The sequence below is a fragment of the Verrucomicrobiia bacterium genome, from assembly GCA_035946615.1.
Taxonomy (GTDB): Bacteria; Verrucomicrobiota; Verrucomicrobiia; order Limisphaerales; family UBA8199; genus DASYZB01.
The window spans coordinates 21,724-39,672 of record DASYZB010000010.1 but is presented as its reverse complement, the minus strand read 5'-3'; the positions used below and the strand labels follow the sequence as shown (position 1 = coordinate 39,672).

Below are 17,949 nucleotides of genomic sequence, written 5' to 3'. Positions count from 1 at the left end.
GCCTTTTTGGCCAGGCTCGATTGGACGGCAATTCCGCTGAAGTGGACGGCCGTCACGGCTGCCAAACTGGAACGAGCGGTTGCGGCTTTGTCTTAAACCAAACTCATGGGCGAACAAGTTGAACCGCTGGACCTGGTAGCCCGAAATGTGAATGTCCGGAACCCCGGGCACGTTCTCGAGCAGGAACCAGCTTGGCTCAGGTTGTGACTCATCGAGCCAGGGCCGTAACGCCGATCTGCGTTACGCTGAGAATCGGGGAGGGCATTTTTGGGGAGGCTTGTTTTGCCAGGCAGCATGCAAAAGCTGGATGGCGTCAGAGATGGGCAAGCCCAGAGAGCGCGCCCGCAGAAGATGCCGGTAAAGGATTTTACGGGCACGGTAGCGCCGCATCCGTTCAGCCGTCGTGCTCGCCTTCTTCGCCAGCGGCAGCGCCAGGTCGGCTCCGAGCTCGTCCTCGAGACAAACCTGCATCATCAAAGCGCCGGGCAATTGCTCGGAGCTTTCAACCAATTCGCTCAGTGTAGTTTTCAGCGCGATGCTCCTTTCGTCCTGGCCAAGGCGGAAGCTTGCGCAGCTCTTCCAGTTCCTTGGACCAGCGGCCAACGCAGCAGCCTCCCCCAAAGGCGGCCGCGAACAGCAGCAGCGTTGCCAGATAGGCCAGACCGAACCAAAGGTAGTCTTTCAACATTTGGCCTCCCTGAGCGCCTTGCGGAATTCGCTGCGGAATTTCTCAGCCTCGTAACTGTTCATCGGCTCGAGGTCCAGGACCCGGAGCAGGCCCGGCAAGAGCAGGCACAAAGCTTCGTGCTGATCGTGGCAGCGGCAATAGCCGGACTCGTGGTCGAGGAACCGCAGTGCGTCCTCGGCACTCATCGCCAGGGCGGAACATCACTCGGATCGTCCAGCGCGCTCCGCACTGTTTCGCCGGCGCTCATTTCGCCCTTTGGCACGATCTTGATTTCCGGGATTGGCCCTGTGGTCCAAACCTTGAGGCAGCCCTTCACCATTGGTTTTATGGCCGAAGCCAGGCTGTCCATCAGCTCGTGGTCAGAGCACAGAAACCGCGTCCGCTCATCGGGAATTATCTGGATTAAAATTTCTTTGGTCATAGAGTTGCTGATGTGATCGGCGGTTGGTATTCGATTCGGTGAGAGCCGCATCCGGCGCAACTTGCAGGCTCACCCTGCTCGCTCTCAATGCGCTCGGTGTGACTCTGACAATCGTGGCACCACCACCCGCCTGTTGTTAGCGCGAGTTCCAATCGCGCTCCTAACCGAGGTTGAGCAGAACTCAGCCTCGGTCTTTTTGTTGCTTTCATTTTTGCTCCTTTCTCTTTAACCTGTCCTGGGCCTTCCGTTCCGCAGAATCCTGGCAAAGCTTCTGTATCTGGGCTTTGAGCCGGGCCATCTTCTTTTCAAGAAGCTCCTTTTGAAGAGCCTCAAGCTGCTTGATGCGTTCCGCGTTCTCGAAGAATTCAAAATCGGAAATCATAAGCTCTCCGCCTCACCTTCTTTCTGCTCTAGCTCCAGGTGATCGATGCGAGAGCCGCCCGGCTCGAATGAGCACTTCATGCGCGGTTGAAAAAAAACCGGTGTTCCCAGTCCGGCCTCGGCCCATACCCGTGCACGGTCGCTCCAGTCGAGAGGGTGGGCGATTGCGTGGTAAGCTAGCTCCCGCGTCTTTGGTTGCATCCGCCCGACCACCTCAGCAAACGCATTGAGCAGTCCCGGGTGCCGGTCGTAGGCATATTGCTCCATGATTTGCACCGCTGCCCGCAGCGCGTGAGTGTCGCTGCCCGTCAGCGGAGCAAGGGCGGCTCCGCCTAAATTTGAGTGCAGCCAGTCGAGCACGGTGGCCGCCGAGGGTTCGTAGTCGCTCATAGCGTTTTGCCTTTCGATGGGAATCGCCCTACGTGATACACGCAATGGGCCCGGACGATTTCGTTGACGGTGAGCAGCGTTTCTTCGCTGACTCGCGTATATTTGTGCGCCCGGGCCTTGGCCAGGTCCAGCAGCAGGGCCCGGACATGCTCGCGGTTGATCAGCGGCGTCTTGCTGATGCCACGCGCAACGGCAGGCTCGCCTCCATCGTCGGAATTGACGCTGAGGTCCTCGCGGATAACTTCCTCCGTGACAGGTTCTGGTTTTTGCATGATGCTTCCTTTCGGTTCTGATATTTAGCCGGGGACGGGATTGTCTCCGGCTTCTTTTTCGGCAAGGCCGTCAAGGACCTTGCGAAATCTCTGGTAAACGTCCTCCGGGAATTTGGCGCGCGCGTTGGCCAGGGCGATAACCATCTTCTCGGTGAGCAGCTCCGGTGAATCGGCCAGCAGTTGCCGCGCAGAGCTGAGCAGCGTCCGCTGCCATCCGCCCGGAGTTTCCTTTTGCGCCTTGGGCGCCGGCGGGCGAGCTGCCGGCGCTGGCTCGGAGAGGTCAACGCCAAGCTCACCGCTCAGGAGACGTTCCTTCTTGACCAGCAGCTCCCGGCGGGCTTTGCCTTTGGCCTTTTCCAGACCCTTTTCGATGAGCCAAAGTTGCTTGCTCGCAGAACCATTTTCGGAAGCGCTTTTTTCGGGTTCCGAAGCGGAAATTTCGTCGTTTTTTCGACCTCCTTTGAGGGCTGATCGGGCGTCTTGTTCGCGCCTCTTTGCCGAAAGTTTGCCTGCTCGTCTCTTAGCTTTGACGATACCCTCGTAGTCGGCCAGGTGCCGGTTGAACTTGGCCCAGGAACGGATTTTGTCCCCCTCGAATAAGCCGATGTCTTTAAACAAAACCCGGATCAGCGAAGCTTCCTTGAGCGTTACTTGCACATGGTTCGCCAGGAAAATCTCGCACCAGCGGTTGGCGTTGTAGCTTGCAAAGTCACCGTCGATCTGGTTCTCGGCAGCAGCGGACATAACCACCTGAAAAAGCATCGGCGCCAACTCGGCAAAATCTACCTTCCTCGGTATCTCTTTTTTGAGCCGGTCATAGAGTTCGCGGACTCGGGGATTGCGGTAAAAGCCCACGGCAGTCCCAAATTGGATGAGGTTTGGTTTGCTCATTTGGATTGATGTAAGCGAATGAATTTGAAATTGAGGCGGCTTCGCACAATGTATGTTATGTTCAATTGCGCCAGGATTGGCGCATGGTGAGCCTTTGCTGTTTCTGTAAACCCTCCATTCCGAATGATTCTGTCCCCCAGTTTTATTGTTTCCTCATCCCAGGCACAAATTCATTCTTACAGTATGGCCGCTTTCAAGCCCATCTCTTAGATCTCTTAGCAATTAGCAACGAATTGCGGCAATTGTCGTTGGCGGAACGGGGCGGCCCCGGTATTCTCGACAGCACGGAAGCGTCATGCCGCGGCTTATTGTCAACCCGGACACGCCAGATGCCTGGTCGATTGAACTGCACCCCGGAACAATCTCCCTCGGACGTGGCGAGGGAAACGAGGTTCCCATCGAGCACCCCTCGGTGTCCTGCTCCCATTGCCAGGTGACAATGTCGGATAGCGCCGCCTGGCTGAAGGACTTGGGATCGACGGCAGGCACGTTTGTCGATGGGGAACTTATCGAGCAAGCGAGGCTCAAGCCGGGCCAACGCATCCGATTGGGTGAGGTGGAACTGCGGTATGAATCCGATGAGCCGGACCAGACAGAAACCAAAGAGCCCCCCCTGCCCCGGCGGATTAGCGCGGCTCTCGCAACGAACAGGTTCTGCAAATCCCACCCGGCAGCGCTCGGGAGATACTTGTGTCCCAGGTGCGCCCAAGCCGTTTGCGAGCTATGCGTCACAACACGGCTGGCTGACGGTATCACCAGGCACTTCTGCCGCCGGTGCGGTTCGGAATGCCAGCCCGTCGAGATCCAGCGCGAAGAAGTAAAAGCCCCAAAAGGTTTTATCGCGTTGTTGCCCGGCTCGTTGCTCTATCCATTCCAGGGCAGTGGCGTCCTCATGCTGGTCGTCGGCACGCTGTTCTTTTTCGTGCTGGGATGGATGCCGTTGATCGGGCTGATTGTGACAGGCTACATGTTCAGCTATGCCAAAAGCATCATCACCTCGACGGCCGAGGGGAAAAAAGAACTGCCTGACTGGCCGAATTTCACCGACTGGAAGGACGACATCCTCATGCCTTACCTGCAGCTTCTGGCCCTTTTGGCGCTTTATTTCGGGCCATCGTTTCTGATTGGTGTTTGGCGGCCCGGAACCCAAACGCAAGCCGCCATTGCTTATCTCGCCGCCCTTGGCCTCGGCATGCTGCTGGCTCCGATGGGGACCCTGGCGCTGGCCATGTTTGATCACCTCGGTGCGTTGAACCCCATCGCTCTGGCCTGGTCGATTCTGCGTGTGCCCCTGCCTTATCTTGCGGCGGCGACGGCCTTCGTGCTCGTTTTTTTGCTCCACTGGTTTGTCGAAGGGGCACTGGTATCGGCCATTCCGGTCCCGTTTGTGCCCGGATTGATTTCGGCCCTGGTGTACCTTTATCTCGTCGCTGTGGGCATGCGGATTCTGGGATTGCTTTACCTCACGCACAAAGAGGAGTTGGGGTGGTTCAATCGGTGAGGCCAAGTGTCACGGTGTGGGCGCGCAATTGGCTGGCAATCTCGGCGGGAATAGGTAATCGGTCCGCTTCACCAGAACCACATGTCCATCGCCAAACAGTTCAAGAAGCGTAAAGCCTCTCGATCCCATTCGCTTTGCCGGTTTCGCGCTCATTCCATTGACTCGACCCTTTAGACAGGCTTCGCCAGCCGCGCTCACGGGCCTCCCTCCTTTTTTGCCGCGCCTGCGCACCTTCGGCGCTCGAAATAATCCAATCGCTCCTCGACCAGCGCCAGAACCCTTTTGCGGTCCGCCTCCAAGTGATGGGCTGCGGGAACACGGAATGCCTAGATTTTTCAGACTGCGCCGCGCCGCCCCTCTGTGTGCCATCTGCCGTTTGCCCTCCGTCCGTGTTCGTCCCTTTTTCAGACTCCCAAAACCCGCCCCCCAATTCGCGCTCCTCCCCTCTGAAATCCACAATTCATCTGCGTTAATCTTTGCGTCATCTGCGGTCCCTCAATCAAGAATCGCAAAGCAAAATTCTAAAATCCCAAGTGTAGGAGACGACGTAAGGAGTCTCTGATCAGCAACTTCCCGGAACCAAAGGCGGCCAACTGACAATCTTGATCAGAGACTCCTTTCGTCGTCTCCTGCAAAGGTTTGGAACCGACCTTGGTCATTGGCCCTGGAGGGACCTAACGCCGCGAACTGGCATCGAAATCGTCGCTCCACTTCGATTCCCGATGGCCTCATCCCCATGCCTCCGTTCCCTCCGTTCAATTCAACCATTTCCCCCGACCCTTGATCTTTGCGTTCTTTTGCGGCTAATGCGCCCTTTCTTGACGCCGCCGAATTCAACCCATATTCTCCCTGCACATTCGTGAAGAAAATACTCTTGCCCGTTCTCCTTTGCTGCGCCTGGGCCTGCTCCATTGGCGCCCAACAAAACCAGGTGGTCTTTCAAATCGGTGTGCCGGACAGCGACTACCGGGAATTTGCTATCGCCGGGAATTGGGCCGAGTACATAAAACAGTTTCCCCATGATGCCGACTTTGTGGCGGGCCGCAGCGATCCGAAGCAAGACTGGCCCTACATCTTGCCGGGACCTGCAGACGCCTGGGCTGGCCGCCATAACCACACCTTCAAAATCCATTTTCAAATCCCCCAACTTTCTTCCGGCTACTACCGCCTGGTCATTGACTTCGTTAGCACCCACGCCGCGGCTCCGCCCCGCCTGGTCATCGACATCAATGGCGAAAAAATCCAGCGCAGACTGCCTCGAGGCAGCAGCGACGATGCCCTGTCCGACCCCAAAGCAGGGAAAAATTGTTCCATTCAGGAACTCTTTCCGGCCCTGCTCCTGCGCCCCGGTGACAACACCATCGCCTTGACCACGCGCGAGGGAAGCTGGGCGCTGTTCGACGACCTCCGGCTCGAAAGCGGCCTCCCCGCCCCCGCCCAGACCTTAAGCCTCACCACCGAGCCCCTGCCCTTTTTCAAACGCGCGCCGCAGGGACTTCAACGCGCGGTGAAAGTCTCAATTGATAACCTCGAGGCCGGCACAGCTCCGGCGGAATTGGCTTGGACTTCCAAGAGCTTTTCCGGTTCCCAAAAATTTGATCTGCGCTTCGGCCAGAATGATTTGCTCATCGCTGTCCCGGTCGTTGCCCAGCTTGAGCTGACCCTCAAAGCGGCCCGGCGCCAAATCCAGTTGCCGCTCCTGTTGCCTCCGGCAAAAAAATGGCGTCTGTTCATCGTGCCCACAGTCCATACCGACGTCGGCTACACCGACCTTCAGGAACGCGTCCGCACCCGCCATGCCGACAATGGCCTGCGCGCGCTCGAGTTGCTCGACCAATACCCATTTTTCAAATGGTACTCCGAGACCTATTGGCAACTCGACGCCTTGTTGCAGTTGCATTCTGAAAAGACCGACGCCGTCTTCGAACGCCTGCGCCAGAAGCGCTGGGGCCTTTCCGGCGATTACGCCAACATGCTCACCGGGCTTTGCTCCTCGGAGGCCCTCAACCGGCTGACGCTGGCCTCACGCAACCTCGCCAACCGCGCTGGTTGCCAGTTGAACTCGGTCATCCTCGACGACGTCCCCTCCGCCATTGGCACTCTGCCCATGGTGCTCGCCAATTCCGGCATCCGCTATTTCATCGAAGGCGCCAACAACGACCGCGCCCCTTACGCAGGCCAAGTGCCCAATCCATTTTACTGGGAAGGCGCCGACGGCTCGCGCGTGCTGGCTGACATCACCACCCGCCCCGGTTACGGCGCGGCCGGCAACTTGGTGCCCAGCGTCACCCGCGCCAGCGAGCAATTGCCCCCGTTCCTGGCCCGTTTTGAAACAACCAATTATCCCTATGACGCCGCTCTGCTCAACGGCAGCTTCAGCGACAATCGGTCGGTCGAACCGTGGCTGCCCAAGGTCGTTGAGGATTGGAACGCCCAATGGGACTACCCAAAACTGATTCTTGCCCAGCCCGAAGATTTTTTCGGCTATATCGAGAAGAATTTTTCCAATGATATTCCCGTCATCAAAACCGACTTTGGCGGCTGGTGGGAGGACGGCGCCGGTTCCAGCGCCCTGGAAACTACCCTGTCCCGCCGGGCAGAGGAGCGCGCCGTAACCGCCGAGATGCTGCATTCACTGGCTAGCCTCATGACCCGCGCCGCTTATCCTAAAACCAATTTCGACGAGGTTTGGCAGGACGTTCTGCTCTACAACGAGCATACTTGGGGCGCGGCCGGCAGCATCTCCAGCCCAAACTCCGAGCAAACCGTCCAACAATGGGAAGTAAAGAGTTCCTTTGCGCGCCAATCCGACGACGAGTCGCGCGCGCTGTTAAATTCCGGCTTGGCCAGGCTCGCCGCCATGGTTCCCCCGGCGGACTTGCTTGTCTTTAACTCCCTGGCCTGGCCGCGCAAAGCCGTCGTGAAAACGGAAACGACCAGCCCGGTGCAGGACATCGAAACAGGGAAAATACTCCCCTCCCAACCGCTGCCTGAAGGCGGAAACTGCTTCGTCGCGGAGAATCTGCCTTCCGTCGGCTATCGCTCCTATCGCGTTGCGGCAGTGTCAGCCCCTGGGCCGGACGCCGTTCAAATCTCCGGCGCTCAAATGGAAAACGAATTTTACCGCGTCACACTCAATCCCAAGACCGGCGGCATCCAGTCCATTTACGACAAGCAACTGCGCCGCGAACTGGTGGATGCCCAGCGCCAGTTCGATCTCGGCGAGTTGATTTACGTCACGGGCGGCGAAGGCACTTATGCGGTCCACTCCGATTTGAACAATTTGCCGCCGCCAAAATTTGAGTATCATCGGCAGACCGGAACCGGGATCAAATCCATCAACGGACCGGTTTTTGGCGAACTGGACAGCGAGGCGACAACGGAGAACTTTCCCAAGATCACAGTGCGCGTCCGCCTTTACCGCGGGTTGAAGCAGTTGGATTTGATTTACGAACTGGACAAGACAGAAACGCTCAATAAGGAGGCCGTCTATCTGGCTTTCCCGTTTGCGTTCGACGCAAACAAAGGCGGTTTATGGCTCGAATATCCGGATGAAATCACCGAACCGCTCAAGGACCAGCACGCCTCTGCCTGCCGCGACTGGTATTCTGTCCAGCGCTGGCTGGCTGTTTCCGACGGCGCAGACACCGTCGAGCTTTCACCACTGGATGCGCCTCTCTTCACATTGGGCCACATGACGGCCTCGACCTGGCCGCGTGAGCTTTCGCTGCGCCATGGCCACGTTTTTGCCTACATCATGAACAATTACTGGCACACCAATTACAAGGCCCAGCAGGGCGGCCGTTTCGTCTTCCGCTATTCGCTGACCTCCAGCGCGGGGGGCTTTGTCAAACGGGATGCTGTTGTCAAAGGCTGGGATATGTTTTGTCCACCCGTGGCCAGGGCAGCGCTGGCCCCGGAACTTTCCAGGGACGGACAGAAGCCTGTCATTGCGGCGGTAGCCAAATCGTTGGTTGAAATCAAGCCGGTGGGTTTGCCGCTCACGACTATCAAAGAAGCCGAGGATAAAGACGGCTTTGTTTTCCGTTGCTGCGATTATGCCGGCGCGGGCGGGACGGCGAAACTGCTGCTGCCCAAACCGGCTCGCGCGGTGGTCGCCTGTAATCTCGTCGAGACCGCTCAGCGCAATCTTCGAGAGCATGGCAAAACCATCAAAGCGCCCATCAAGCCGTTTGCCCCCTTGTCCCTGAAAGTTGACTTCGCCCCTTAGTGCGTGTTTTGATGCACCGACCCGCTCACGTCTTTTCCAGCCTGTTCTCCCCTGCCCTGCTCAAGGTTGGTTTGCCCTTGCTCTTCTGGTTTGGGATTGTGGCCGCCGCTGAACCGCCTCCCGCTGCCACTCAACGGCTGCTTTATGTGGGCGCGCCGGGGATTCGCGATTATCTCGAATACGGCGGGCATGGGGTTTTGGTGTTCGACATCGACCACGGTCATCGGTTCGTCAAACGCATCGCGTTCGGCGGACTCGATGCCAACGGCAAGCCGCTCAACGTAAAAGGCATTGCAGCAAATGCCGGCACCAGGCGCTTATATATTACCACCACCCGCACCCTGAGCTGCCTGGACCTGCTCACCGAAAAGGTGCTCTGGGAAAAACCATACCAGGGCGGATGCGATCGCCTGGCCTTAGCCCCGGATGGCAAAGTCATCTACTTGCCCTCTCTCGAACAAGCCCACTGGAACGTGGTCGATGCCCTTTCCGGAGCGGTTATCAAACGTCTCGAACCGGGCTCCGGCGCCCATAACACCATCTACGCCGCGGATGGCCGCCACGCTTATCTGGCCGGGCTCAAATCGCCACTGCTCCGCATCGCTGAAACCAAAACCCACACCATCACGAGCGTGGAGGGCCCTTTCAGCAACGTCATTCGCCCCTTCACCGTCAACGCCCGGGGGACACTCTGTTTTGTGAACGTCAACGAGTTGCTCGGGTTCGAGGTTGGCGACCTGGTGACTGGCAAGATGCTTTGCCGCGTCCAGGTCCAAGGGTTCAAGACGGGGCCGACCAAGCGCCACGGCTGTCCCAGCCATGGCATTGGCCTTACTCCCGACGAGAAGGAAATCTGGCTGTGTGATTCATTTAACCGCCGCCTTCATCTTTTCGATGCGACCGCCATGCCACCCAAGCAAATCCAAAGCATCCTGCTGCGCGACGAACCGGGCTGGGTCACCTTCACCATCGACGGCCAATATGCTTATCCATCCACCGGCGACGTCATTGAGACCGCCGGCCGCAAAATCGTTGCGGAGCTCAAAGATGAGCACGGCGCCGATGTGCAGAGCGAAAAGTTGCTGGAGATTGACTTTGCCGATGGCCAGCCCGTTCGCGCCGGGGATCAATTCGGCCTGGGACGCAAATGATTGAAGTGATGCCTAACGGCCATTTTTTAATTTCGTCGAGGCCTCCGGCGGCTGACTTGGAGTCGAGAATTCCTTCCACCCGACGCCCAGCGCCTGCTAAAGGTTGATTGAATTGTTCAGGTCGATTTGGGAGAGAACGCCGGCCTCAAAACCGCGTTTAGTCAGATCATAAATTTGCTGCGCTGCTTTCAACGATTGCCCTGCCGCGTCAAGCTCTTCGCTCACCTCCCGTTCGGTGAGATAGGCCGCGCCAACCTGGGCCACCAGCGCCAACCGGGCGCTCTTTTGGGCTTCTTCCCCCTTCCGAAGGGGAGAGGGTCGGGGAGAGGGGTCCCTCTGCGTGTAGTCCATCCCACCATCCTCCCCGTAAAGGGCTCTATAAGTCAGGCCGTTGGCCTGCGACTATTCACCTGCACGCCCGTGTTCCCACGGCGCTGCCGTGGCCTGGTATGAGGGACGCCGTTGGCGTTGCGGGCTCTGGCGCGCCTACGCAGTAACCGACCGGCGCCCCGCGCCCAGGGGCGAACCTTCACAGCTTAATGCGCCAGGCTTGACTTCGCCAATCGCAGGCGGTTTGCTGCGCTCATGATAGCCATCCCCAAAAGGTTTCTTTTACTGGCACCCTTGTTCGTTGTGCTGATTCCCTGCGCGGCTTCGGAACCTGCAAAGGTCATCCGGCTCTGGCCCGCCACAGCCCCAGGAGACACTGGAAATCTTGGCGAGGAACACGATACCACAAAGCCCGGCGACGGCCTGGTTGCCGGCAAGCAGGTCATCCGGCTGGGTAACGTGTCCGTTCCAACCATTGCCGTTTACCCGGCTCCAGCCGACAAGCAAACCGGCACGGCGGTGGTGGTTTGCCCTGGAGGCGGCTATTCGATTCTAGCCATGGACCTGGAAGGCACCGAGGTCTGCGACTGGCTCAATTCGATTGGCGTGACGGCCATTCTCTTGAAATATCGAGTGCCCAAACGCCCCGGCCTCGAGAAACACACCGCTGCTGTCCAGGACGCACAGCGCGCCCTGGGCTTGGTGCGGCATCAGGCGACCACATGGGGCATTGACCCGCACCGCATCGGGGTGCTGGGGTTCTCGGCTGGAGGCCATCTGGCCGCCCTGGTTGGCTGCCAATACGCTCAACGAACTTATCCAGCGGTGGATGATGCCGACGCAACCAGTTGCCGACCGGACTTTACCCTCCTCATTTATCCCGGCTACCTTACCGTGAAAGACCAAGATGACCGTGTCGCCCCGGAACTCACATTGAACGGCAATACTCCGCCCGCTTTCCTGGTGATGGCAGCCGACGACCCGGTTCGGGTAGAGAACGTGCTTTTCTACGCCGCCGCCCTGCGAAAGGCGCGCGTCCCCTTCGAGTTGCACGTCTATCCAACGGGCGGCCACGGTTACGGATTACGCTCGACTAAAAATCTGGTAACCACCTGGCCCCAGCGCGCCACCGACTGGATGCGCAGCCGGGGGCTGCTGGGGGAAGGCAAATAGTTTTCGACCCACCACTCTCGAGTGTAGGAGACGACGTAAGTAGTCTCTGGTCAGCAAGTTCGGGCGGAAGCAAAGGCAGCGGCCAGCAGACCATCTTGATCAGAGACTCGACTCTTCACGTCGTCTCCTACGAAGGTTTGGAACCGGCCCTTTCCTCAGCCCCGTTTATATATCTTGCATGTTCACCCTTCGAACAAATTCCCGCGTCCGCTCTTGTTGGGGACACGAAAAGATTTGTTCAGGTGGACCGCTTTCGGCCACACGGCCCGCCTCGAAAAATACCACCTTATCGGCCATATCCCGCGCGAACTGCATTTCGTGGGTAACTACCAGCATGGTCATGCCTTCCTCGGCGAGTTGGCGCATCACGCGCAAGACCTCCCCGCGCAATTCCGGGTCCAGGGCGCTGGTCGGTTCGTCGAAGAGCATGACTTTGGGTTCCATGGCCAGCGCACGGGCAATGGCGACCCGCTGCTGCTGGCCTCCTGAGAGCTGCGAAGGATAAGCGGCGGTTTTGCTTTCCAGGCCGACCTTCTTGAGCAGCGCCAGGGCCAACGCTTCGGCCTCCGCACCCGGCGTCTCTTTAACAACCACGGGCGCCAGCATGACATTTTGCAGCGCCGTCAGGTGCGGAAAGAGGTTAAAGGATTGAAAGACCATCCCGGCCCGCAGCCGTAACTGGCGCTGTTGCTCCCGGTCCTGGCTGGTGCGCGGGACGCTTCCGCCTTCGATGGTCACCCCATCAATGGTGATGCGACCCGAATCGGCTGGTTCAAGCTGGTTGAGGCAGCGCAAAAAGGTGCTCTTGCCGCAGCCGCTTGGTCCAATCAACACCACCGCCTCGCCGCGCTGCTGGTTGTGATCGATCCCGTGCAGCACGCGCAGTGAATGATACGATTTAATCAGTTGTTCAACGAGGATCATGGCGCAACTTGATTTCCAACCGGTTGGCGAAAATCGAGGCCGGGTAGCTCAAGCCAAAATAAATCCCCGCTGTCATCAGGCCCACCACAATGTAATCGGAATTGGAGGCGGCCAGCATCCCGTATTCCTTGGTTAATTCGACCATGGTGATGACCGAAACAATCGAGGTATCCTTGAACATGGCGATAAAATCATTCGTGACCGGCGGGAGGACCACGCAGGCCGCTTGCGGCAGCACCACCTGGCGCAAGGTCTGCCAGCGCGTCATTCCCAAAGCCAGTGCGGCTTCCGTTTGGCCGTGGGGAATGGCTAGAATGCCCGCGCGGTAGTTCTCGGCCTCGTTGGCGGCGTAATTCAAGCCAAGCCCAACAATAGCCGCGCAAAAGGCATTCATGCGAATGCCCAATTCGGGCAGGCCATAATAAATCAGGAAAAGCTGAATCAGCAAAGGCGTGCCGCGAATCACCTCGACGTAGCCTTTAGCCAGCCACTTAATCGGGCCAAGCCCGTAGAGCCGCAAAAGCACAATGACCAGGCCGGCAACCACTGCCAGGGCCATTGAGAGCACGGAAAGCTCGGCCGTAACTACCGCTGCCTTGAGCAGCAACGGCACGTAACCCAGACGCTGGCGAAGACTCGGTCCTGGTCTTGAGGCCACCGGCGCGGCCGCTTGGAAATCTGTCAAGCAATCCTGCCGGCCATCCCACAAACCGTATTTGCGGTAAATCCGTTCCAGGGTGTGGTCGGCGACGAGTTGCTTAATGGCCAGGTTGAGCGCAGCCAGCAGATTTGTATCCTGCTTCAGCACGCCGATGGCATAATAGCCGGGCGCAAACGGCTGGCCGGCAAACTTGAGCGCCGGCTCCGACTGGCCGTAGTACAACGCAATGGGCAAATCGAGGACCACCGCGTCAATCCGCCGGTTCTTGAGGTCCTGGAAGCTCTCGACATTGCCCGGGTAGCTTTTCCAATCCGCGCCTGGTTGTGCTTTAAGCAACCGCTCGGCCGCCGAACCGGAGAGCACGCCCACCGCTCTGCCCTTGAGGTCTTCCAGGTGGGCCAGGCCCTCCGTCTCCCTGCGGACAACGATCTGCTGGGCGTAGGCGTAATAGGGCCGGCTCATGGCAATGCGCTGCTGGTTTTCCGGCGTCAGCTCCAAACCGTTGAGAATGATGTCGAAGTTGCCCCGGTCCAGCGCCGGGATAAGTTGGTCCCATTGGTTCTGGACCATGCTGGCTTTGACCCCCAGCCTGGCCGCCAGGGCGTCTGCGAGCTCATATTCGAAGCCAATCAACCGCTCGGGATTCTGCGGATCGGGATAAACATAAGGGGCGCCGGCTTCGGCATCAGCCCCCCACCGCAACACCCCCCGCGAGCGGATTTGGTCAAGGTGATCTGCAGCCTTGGCCGGGCGGGAAATGCCAGCAGCCAACAACAGGGCAGCCCAAAGACAGCAACACGCTGAGCGATTCATCTAAACCACAGTAATCGCAGCTATGAAACAGGGTTCTGAACTGGTTCACAAGCCTGTTGGTTGGCCAAACCGCGCTTAACCAGCATGAAGAAGACATGAACTGGCCGCTGGCGTCAACGGCCCGTAATCCCAAATGCCGTTCACGACGCAGCGGCCAGCTCCAGTCTTTCAACCCGAGACCAGCTTGGTCCCGGTTCCCTTGCCTTTAAGTACCTGTAAATTCTTGATGCCTAGTTTGCCGCAAGAGAGGGCCTTCACAATCAGGGCTGCGCCGGGTCGTGTCCCCGGTGATTCCCGGGAAAGAATTCCCGGGGTTTTACAGACTGGCAAGCCTGGTTGGCAACGAGGCAGCCGCGAGACCCACTACCACGTTGCCTCCACCCGGTTCAGTGCGTTTGAGGTTGTCAGGGGTGCTATGTCCGCCAATGCTATCCGCATGAACATCTCATTGAGCTTGGTGTTAATTGCGGGCTTTCTCCCCTCCGTGGTCCTGAGCCGAGCCTGGGCAACCGATTGGGTGGTGTACCAGGGCAAGCCAGGGCCCGGACAGGGGAAGCGAATCGTTTTTCTATCGGGTGATGAAGAGTATCGCTCGGAAGAAAGCCTGCCGATGCTGGCGGAAATCCTTGCCGTCCGCCACGGGTTCAAGTGCACCGTTTTATTTCCGATCGGGCCTAATGGCACAATCGATCCCATTACGCTGACAAATATCCCAGGACTCGAAGCTCTTGATTCTGCGGACTTATGTGTGATGGCGTTGCGATTCCGGGAACTGCCTGACGAGCAAATGAAGCATTTCGTCGATTACCTGAATGCCGGCAAAGCCATCATCGCGCTACGCACCAGCACCCACGCATTTGCCTACGAGCACAACAAGCAAAGCCCTTATGCCAAATTCGACTGGCGCAGCAAGCAATGGCCGGGCGGTTTTGGGCGGCAGGTGCTGGGCGAGACCTGGGTGAGTCATCACGGCGAGCATGGCAAGGAAAGCACGCGCGGGGTGATCAACAACTCGTTCAAAGACAACCCCCTGCTACGAGGGGTGGCGGATATTTGGGTCCCGTCGGATGTCTATACGGTCGTGCACCTGCCCAGCGATGCAACCGTTCTGATTTGGGGCCAGGTCCTGTCGGGCATGCATCCAACGGACCCGCCTGTGCTTGGGCCTAAAAACACACCGATGATGCCGCTGGTCTGGCTGCGCCACTTTGAAGGCGAGCAAGGGAAAAGCGCAAAAATTTTTGTGACCACCATGGGCGCAGCGGTGGACCTCGAGAATGAGGGCTTGCGCCGTTTGCTGGTCAATGCCTGCTATTGGGCGACCGGGTTAGATGTCCCCGCCAGAGCCAATGTCGATTATGTGGCCCCTTACCATCCGACCTGGTTCGGCTTTGGAAGCTTTAAACTCGGGGTTAGACCGGATGACTTGAAGATCAGATAAGACCTTTCACTCCCACTTGGGCGCCTAACTCAAACTTGGCGAGCGCGCGGCGCAAAAGCCCAAAAGCGCCAGGGACTGGCGCAGTCCACGACCCTTCGCGCGGACTCCTATCCTAGGGCGCACCAGCGCCCGTCCAATTCAATGCCATGGGGCCAAAAAAGGGCGAGCAATAGGCAATTAGTGTGTTGTAGCACACACGCGTTGTGAAGTAGTTTACCTACAGATAGCTCGAGGCGCGTCTCCAAGAGACTTGCCTGTTGTTTGCCCAAGGGAAGCGGGCGCGCTTCGAGCTTCATTCAAACGCGAAGCGAGCATGAGAACTGCAAGCGATCGAATGACGTGGCTTACAGCCGGCAAAAGCCGCTGCAAGGTTGTGCCAAAGCCGCTGGGGGCGCCGCGCCGGTTGGTACTGCTGGGCGCGCCGGGTGTGGGTAAAGGGACCCAGGCCGAATTGCTGAACGAAACGTTCGGAGCTTGCCACCTTTCCACCGGCGATATTTTTCGCGCGGCAAGGTCCATGGCCCTGTGTGATCGGAGCCGCACCCTGGCCTTGGCTCTCGAGTACATGGAACGCGGAGAATTAGTGCCCGATGAGATGGTGCTGGACCTGGTCGCTGAACGGGTTCACTGCCTTCGGTGCAAAGGAGGGTTCTTGTTGGATGGATTCCCCCGCACCGTAACCCAAGCCGAGGCCCTCGAAAAATTGCTCGCTGAGCAAAAGGTAAATCTCGATGGGGTGCTCAGCTATGAGATGCCCATCGAGGAGATCGTCGCCCGATTGAGCGGACGGCGCACCTGCCGCAACTGCAGGGCAGTGTTTCACATCCAGGCGCTTCCACCCAAGGCAGAGGGCGTATGCGACCATTGCGGCGGCGAACTCTATCAGCGGGCGGATGATTCCCCTGAAGCCATCCGTGTGCGCATGGAGGCCTACCGCCGCAGCACCGCGCCTTTGGCGGAGTTTTATCAGCGCCGCAACTTACTGCTCCCGGTTTCGGCCGAAGGCCCGCCAGAGGCGATACTCCAAAGGTCCTTGCAGGCCATGGCCAATCGGCAGCGCTAGTCCCGACGCTCAAGCCAGCTTCCAAGGCGCGCGGTACTCGCGTGTGAGCCACTGCGGATCGCCTGTGCCCCCACTGAATTGCTCGGTCGCCGGGTCCCATCTCAGAATCTTTCCGTGGAAATACGCCAGGTTAATGAGATTGCAGGCCGTGGCGGATCGCTGCCCAATTTCCACATCACAAATAGGCGGTTTGCGCGTGTGCATCGAACGCAGCCAATCGCCCAGGTGATCATAACTGTTATAGAGCCGGACCGCATTGGCCGGCAAGAGGTCCTGCAGCATTTGCTTGCATTCGCCAACCTCTTTGGCCTTTTGCTCGTCTCCAAGCCAAAGCTCGAATTTGCCCCTGTTCACGTAGATTTTTCCTTTATCGCCGTAAAAGGTGACTCCGTTGCCGCTGCGATGGGTGATTTCCACTCCGTTGGCATACAGGAGACGCACGCCGCTCTGCGCATTGGGGTCTTTGGGCGGCACGATTTCCACCGGCCCGGTGTTGTCGAACCCGAGCGCCCAATGGGCGATATCGAGGTGATGAGCGCCCCAATCGCAGACACCCCCGCCACCATACTCGCGGTAATGGCGCCACTCGGGGAAGTGTTTGTGAACGCCGCGCGGGCTGAGGACCGAGTTGTAAGGCCGCATGGGCGCGGCTCCCAGCCAGAAGCTCCAATCCAACCCGGGTTGATCGGGTTCGGCGGGCAAATCACAGGGAACAGGCGGACCGCCGACCGCGACATCGACGCGCATGACTTTGCCGATGCATTCGTTGCGCACCAACTCGCATGCGGCGCGGAACTCGTGTGAGGAGCGCTGCATGCTGCCGACCTGAAAGACGCGGTTGTTCTTGCGCACGGCGTTGACCATGGCCCGGCCTTCGCGGATGGTGTGGCTCATCGGCTTTTCGCAATAGATGTCTTTGCCGGCGCGGGCGGCCGCAATAGCCGTCAGCGCATGCCAATGGTCCGGCGTGGCAATGACGATACCATCAAGGTCCTGACGGGCGACCAACTCGCGGAAATCGCCATGCATGGCGCAGCTCTTGGCCGAATCATTGCCTGCAGATTGGGCGTAGAATTTGTCGGCGATGCCCTTGGCGTTTTCACGGCGGTCGGTGTCCACATCGCACACGGCCAGGACGCGCACGCCGTTGTGCCTCAGAAAGCCGCCCAGCAAACCCCGGTTCTGAGTGCCCATACCAATGAAACCCAGAGTAATTTGGCTGTTGGGACCTGCATCCGCGGCCCAGATGCGGGAGGGCAGAAGCAACGGCGCTACTCCAGCAATTGCGGTTTGCTTAAGAAACGAGCGGCGAGAGCAGGAACGGTTTGTTTTCATATATGGTCACCTGAAGGATTTCTGGGAACGGCTGCATTCGGGCATGAAGCTATTCTGGCCCGCGAAATTGGTCCAGAAGAATTCAGAAGCTTTTAGCCGCATGAGAACTCAAAGAACGCAAAGAGCATTAAGCGGGAGAGCGGCAGAAGGAGTTTCAAGAGGACCGGCGGTTTCCGGGAAGTATGACCGGAAGACTCTTCGGTTCTTTGCGTTCCCTGCGTTCCTTTGCGGCTACTTCCAGATCACTACCATTACCGGACACGGCAGAGCACTGCTCCATTCC

Annotated in this window: 18 protein-coding genes; 6 read left to right on the top strand and 12 right to left on the bottom strand. The window is 58.5% G+C overall.

Annotated features, from left to right (window positions below):
- Nucleotides 1–240 precede the first annotated feature (240 nt).
- The 8 genes from VG146_01755 to VG146_01720 form a co-directional block, all read right to left on the bottom strand.
- Nucleotides 241–510, bottom strand: coding sequence for a hypothetical protein (locus VG146_01755; protein ID HEV2391067.1), 270 nt, complete (start codon nt 508–510; stop codon nt 241–243).
- Complete coding sequence (locus VG146_01750) at nt 503–688, bottom strand: hypothetical protein (protein ID HEV2391066.1); 186 nt, start codon at nt 686–688, stop codon at nt 503–505. Before VG146_01750 ends, VG146_01755 begins: the two co-directional genes overlap by 8 nt.
- Nucleotides 682–873, bottom strand: a complete 192-nt coding sequence (locus VG146_01745) for a hypothetical protein (GenBank protein HEV2391065.1) — start codon at nt 871–873, stop codon at nt 682–684. Before VG146_01745 ends, VG146_01750 begins: the two co-directional genes overlap by 7 nt.
- Nucleotides 870–1,109: a hypothetical protein gene (locus VG146_01740; GenBank protein ID HEV2391064.1), complete on the bottom strand. Its 240-nt coding sequence runs from the start codon at nt 1,107–1,109 to the stop codon at nt 870–872. Before VG146_01740 ends, VG146_01745 begins: the two co-directional genes overlap by 4 nt.
- 205 nt (nt 1,110–1,314) lie before the next feature.
- Nucleotides 1,315–1,491, bottom strand: a complete 177-nt coding sequence (locus tag VG146_01735; GenBank protein HEV2391063.1) for a hypothetical protein — start codon at nt 1,489–1,491, stop codon at nt 1,315–1,317.
- Nucleotides 1,488–1,880, bottom strand: a complete 393-nt coding sequence (locus VG146_01730; protein ID HEV2391062.1) for a hypothetical protein — start codon at nt 1,878–1,880, stop codon at nt 1,488–1,490. The genes VG146_01735 and VG146_01730 overlap by 4 nt, the downstream gene beginning before the upstream one ends.
- The gene (locus VG146_01725) at nt 1,877–2,152 is read right to left on the bottom strand and encodes a hypothetical protein (GenBank protein HEV2391061.1); all 276 of its coding nucleotides are present in this window, start codon (nt 2,150–2,152) and stop codon (nt 1,877–1,879) included. The genes VG146_01730 and VG146_01725 overlap by 4 nt, the downstream gene beginning before the upstream one ends.
- Before the next feature lie 24 nt (nt 2,153–2,176).
- Nucleotides 2,177–3,043: a hypothetical protein gene (locus tag VG146_01720; GenBank protein ID HEV2391060.1), complete on the bottom strand. Its 867-nt coding sequence runs from the start codon at nt 3,041–3,043 to the stop codon at nt 2,177–2,179.
- 295 nt (nt 3,044–3,338) lie between these two features.
- On the opposite strand from VG146_01720, the gene VG146_01715 reads away from it, so the two are divergent.
- The 3 genes from VG146_01715 to VG146_01705 all read left to right on the top strand — a co-directional run bounded on the left by VG146_01715 (nt 3,339) and on the right by VG146_01705 (nt 9,926).
- Nucleotides 3,339–4,544, top strand: coding sequence for an FHA domain-containing protein (locus VG146_01715; protein ID HEV2391059.1), 1,206 nt, complete (start codon nt 3,339–3,341; stop codon nt 4,542–4,544).
- Between the two features lie 859 nt (nt 4,545–5,403).
- Complete coding sequence (locus tag VG146_01710) at nt 5,404–8,775, top strand: polysaccharide lyase family protein (protein HEV2391058.1); 3,372 nt, start codon at nt 5,404–5,406, stop codon at nt 8,773–8,775.
- An 11-nt stretch (nt 8,776–8,786) separates the two neighbouring features.
- Nucleotides 8,787–9,926, top strand: a complete 1,140-nt coding sequence (locus VG146_01705; GenBank protein ID HEV2391057.1) for a hypothetical protein — start codon at nt 8,787–8,789, stop codon at nt 9,924–9,926.
- A 96-nt stretch (nt 9,927–10,022) separates the two neighbouring features.
- Here VG146_01705 and VG146_01700 read toward each other — a convergent pair whose 3' ends face one another.
- Nucleotides 10,023–10,277, bottom strand: a complete 255-nt coding sequence (locus VG146_01700; protein HEV2391056.1) for a TolC family protein — start codon at nt 10,275–10,277, stop codon at nt 10,023–10,025.
- A gap of 234 nt (nt 10,278–10,511) precedes the next feature.
- Between VG146_01700 and VG146_01695 the strand changes: the two genes are divergently transcribed.
- Nucleotides 10,512–11,429: an alpha/beta hydrolase gene (locus tag VG146_01695; GenBank protein HEV2391055.1), complete on the top strand. Its 918-nt coding sequence runs from the start codon at nt 10,512–10,514 to the stop codon at nt 11,427–11,429.
- Between the two features lie 165 nt (nt 11,430–11,594).
- On the opposite strand, the gene VG146_01690 is transcribed toward VG146_01695, so the two are convergent.
- Both VG146_01690 and VG146_01685 read right to left on the bottom strand, forming a co-directional pair.
- Complete coding sequence (locus VG146_01690; GenBank protein ID HEV2391054.1) at nt 11,595–12,353, bottom strand: amino acid ABC transporter ATP-binding protein; 759 nt, start codon at nt 12,351–12,353, stop codon at nt 11,595–11,597.
- Nucleotides 12,340–13,827, bottom strand: a complete 1,488-nt coding sequence (locus VG146_01685; protein HEV2391053.1) for an ABC transporter substrate-binding protein/permease — start codon at nt 13,825–13,827, stop codon at nt 12,340–12,342. Before VG146_01685 ends, VG146_01690 begins: the two co-directional genes overlap by 14 nt.
- Nucleotides 13,828–14,263: 436 nt before the next feature.
- Here VG146_01685 and VG146_01680 point away from each other — a divergent pair, with 436 nt between their 5' ends.
- Nucleotides 14,264–15,268, top strand: coding sequence for a ThuA domain-containing protein (locus VG146_01680; protein ID HEV2391052.1), 1,005 nt, complete (start codon nt 14,264–14,266; stop codon nt 15,266–15,268).
- Nucleotides 15,269–15,581: 313 nt separating this feature from the next.
- On the top strand, nt 15,582–16,331 hold the full coding sequence (locus VG146_01675; protein HEV2391051.1) for a nucleoside monophosphate kinase: 750 nt from the start codon (nt 15,582–15,584) through the stop codon (nt 16,329–16,331).
- A 9-nt stretch (nt 16,332–16,340) separates the two neighbouring features.
- On the opposite strand, the gene VG146_01670 is transcribed toward VG146_01675, so the two are convergent.
- Nucleotides 16,341–17,666 (bottom strand): Gfo/Idh/MocA family oxidoreductase, encoded by a 1,326-nt coding sequence (locus tag VG146_01670; GenBank protein ID HEV2391050.1) that lies wholly within the window; start codon nt 17,664–17,666, stop codon nt 16,341–16,343.
- Between the last annotated feature and the right edge of the window lie 283 nt (nt 17,667–17,949).